4 protein-coding genes and 1 tRNA gene are annotated in these 3,348 nt (G+C 38.5%); all 5 read left to right on the plus strand.

All coding sequences use genetic code 11. From position 1 onward, the window contains the following. Positions 1-408: DALR anticodon-binding domain-containing protein (locus tag K6G87_RS03485; protein ID WP_296833959.1), on the plus strand; the 408-nt coding region annotated here is incomplete at its 5' end. A gap of 191 nt (positions 409-599) precedes the next feature. Further along, positions 600-1,958 (plus strand): MATE family efflux transporter, encoded by a 1,359-nt coding sequence (locus tag K6G87_RS03490; RefSeq protein ID WP_296833967.1) that lies wholly within the window; start codon positions 600-602, stop codon positions 1,956-1,958. A gap of 167 nt (positions 1,959-2,125) precedes the next feature. Further along, positions 2,126-2,199: transfer RNA gene (locus K6G87_RS03495), tRNA-Met, on the plus strand. Positions 2,200-2,715: 516 nt separating this feature from the next. Beyond that, on the plus strand, positions 2,716-3,135 hold the full coding sequence (locus K6G87_RS03500) for a hypothetical protein (RefSeq protein ID WP_296833962.1): 420 nt from the start codon (positions 2,716-2,718) through the stop codon (positions 3,133-3,135). Positions 3,136-3,141: 6 nt separating this feature from the next. Next, a partial coding sequence (locus K6G87_RS03505; RefSeq protein WP_296833964.1) for a hypothetical protein occupies positions 3,142-3,348 on the plus strand: 207 nt, incomplete at its 3' end.

Below are 3,348 nucleotides of genomic sequence, written 5' to 3' on the forward strand. Positions count from 1 at the left end.
GATATAGACAAGTTTACTTCATTTGAAGGAGATACAGGTCCATACCTTCTTTATACTATTGTTCGTATCAAGTCTATCCTTGCAAAGTACGAAGAGCAGTCAGGCAAGAAGGCTAAGGATGCCCGCCTTGCTGTATCAGGATCTGATAATGAAAAGGCACTTTGCCTTGCACTTGCAGGCTTTGCAGAAGCAGTAGAAAGCGCTGCCAAAGAGCTTATGCCTAACAGAATATGTGCATATATATACGGCCTTTCTAATGCATTTAACAGCTTCTACCATGAGACAAGAATTCTTGCAGAAGAAGATGAAGCTAAAAAGGAAAGTTATATAGCTCTTCTTTACAATACATTAAAGGTTATGGAAACAGGTATCGATCTTCTTGGATTTGATGCACCTGAGAGAATGTAATTTTATAGCTGTAATAGTGTTTGGTCAGAAAAGATTTGACCTTTATGTAATATAATCAATGATGACTTATAAGCAGGTTCTGGGGAGTGTCCACGGAACCTGCTTTACTGCTAAAAACTTATTAAACGAATTTCAGAACATGTCATCGTCATTTGCTTCCAGAAAGTGTGTTACTTTTGAAAAATAAAGTTATGAGTTCATCCAATAATAATAGCGGTCATATTTTTTCAAATCATGATCTGTTATTACTTGTCATTCCCGTAATTGCAGAGCAGTTTTTGACATCTCTTATGGGACTTGCTGATTCCATGATGGTAAGTAATGTCAATGACTATTCGCTTGGAGCAGTTCAGCTTGTAGACTCCATTAACATCCTTGTAAACCAGGCATTTGCTGCCCTTGCTACAGGTGGTGTTGTAGTATGTTCTAATTTTATCGGACAAAAGAAGACAGATAAGGCTGAAAAAGCTGCAAGACAGGTATCGCTTTCAGCTCTTGTGCTTTCGGTATCAATAACTATTGTGTGCCTTTTATTAAGAAATGGTATTCTTAATGCAGTATTTGGCAAGGTTGAAGAAGCACTTATGGCTGAGGCACAGGTATATTTCTTTATTACCATATTGTCTTTTCCCGGAATAGCATTATATAACGCAGGTTCAGCCATATACAGGGCTCAGGGCAATACAAAGCGTCCGCTTGCTATATCCATAGTATGTAATTTTATAAATATCGCAGGAAATGCTATTTTCATTTATGTATTCGGACTTGGGGTTGCAGGGGCGGCACTTTCTACGTTTCTTTCAAGATGGCTGTCTGCTATCGTGGTATTTGCATATCTTCATAACAAGAATCAGATGATCAGCATCAGGGATTATAAGACTATAAGACCTGACGCATACCTTATAAAAAGAGTTCTGGCGCTCGGAATACCTAACGGAATAGAAAATTCCATGTTCCAGTTTGGTAAGCTTGTTATCCAGTCTACCGTTTCGACAATGGGCACTATAGCTATCACAGCTCAGGCTATGACCAACATCATGGAGAATGTTAACGGCGTTGCTGCCTGCGGAGTTGGAATCGGTCTTATGACAGTTGTAGGACAGAGCCTTGGCGCAGGAAGAAAAGATGAAGCCAGATATTATATCAAGAAGCTCGCTATCTGGGCTGAAATTGCTATCATAGCAAGCTGTCTGTTTGTATTTGCTATAAGAGGTCCTATAACAAGCCTTGGCGGAATGAATGAGGCAAGTGCTAGGCTTTGCATGTACATGTGCGGCCTTATTACCATAGTTAAGCCTTTGTTCTGGGTTCCATCATTCCTTCCGGCTTACGGCATGAGAGCAGCAGGAGACGTTCGCTTCTCTATGATACTCTCTGTTATAAGTATGTGGCTTGTAAGAGTTGGTGTAACACTGTTTCTTGTATACGTAGTAGGATTTGTATCACCTGTATCAGTATGGTGTGGAATGTTCTCTGACTGGTTCGTAAGAGGTGTATTCTTTGCGATCAGATTTAAGAGTGGTAAGTGGCTTGAGCATAGGGTCGCATAGGTATTTTATAGCATGTGATCTTTCAATGCCGCGTTATCACAATAGCGGACGCAAATGTACTATAAAAAAATTTGAAAAAATGTGTTGACATTAACTTCGTTTCGGGTTATATTATCTAAGTCGGCTGTGAGCGACACCGCTTCACAGAGACACAATAGAATAGATGTGGCGAGATAGCTCAGTTGGCTAGAGCACGCGGTTCATACCCGCGGTGTCGAGGGTTCGAATCCCCCTCTCGCTACTAAAGAATCCAATCCGTAAGGATTGGATTTTTTGTTGCGAGAAGAGATTCGAACCTGAAGATACCGCGGGTTCCCGCGGTGGAGAGGGCGCACGACGTCCGGGGGACGTCGGCTTTGCGCCGACCGAAGCGGAGCGTAGATCGAATCCCCCTCTCGCTACTAAAGAATCCAATCCGTAAGGATTGGATTTTTTGTCGCGAGAAGAGATTTGAACCCGAAGAAAATTCGTAAATTAAGAAATTACAAAGCGTTTTGAAGGTATTTCTTCAATAGAAAATACAGCAGTGATTGGTGAATGTAAGTTTAAAAATAAAAAAATAGATAAAGGAATATATGAGACTTTAATTTTGAAACAGGTTAGAAGTTTTTATTTCTAACCTGTTTTTTTGATTTATAAATGGTTTTTATAGCATTATAGATAATTGAGAGAAAAGCAAAAATTGTATATAAGCAGTATATTGGATAAAATAAATAGGTATTAATTTTGGTGAACTAATATGGAAAGGTGAGATAAGATGAGTAACAATCTAAAAGGTAAAGACGAAGAAAAAACTTTTGTTTACGATCGTGAAAATCCCGAAAATAATAAGTATAAAGATGATAAAAAAGTAAAAATTCTATGCTGGACAGCGTTAATTTGCTGGATTTTAGGACATTTGACATTATTTAATTCAAGCTGGCTTGAATCAATAGTTACAGCTCCCTATGACAAAAGCATTGTCCCTATAGCGGGAATGCTCTTTGTTGTGGGACTTGTATTAGCTATAGTTGTAAGGGTCACTTTTCCAAAGAACAAATTTGCTAAGGTTCTTGTTAATACATTTATAATAGAGATTATAATAATTGTTGCGCTTTTCATAATTTTGTTGATTTCCTGCGAGTTTGCACTAAGATCATGTGAGAGTGATTGTGTTGGTTGTCTTGAAATGGGGTGAATATATATGTATGCGATAATGATTGGGTTATCTTTGATGCTTGGACTTGGTACATATGCTATTGATCTTATTAAAAAGAATGTCCCAGGAAATATTGCTTTCTATTCAGTATTTCTCGAACTTATTATATCTATTTATATGGCTTTAATGACAACTTATATCCTTTCCGGAGGAACAGGATATGGTTTGACCAGTTCTGGTGGAGCAGCAGGA

It is taken from the genome of Butyrivibrio sp. (genome assembly GCF_024699075.1).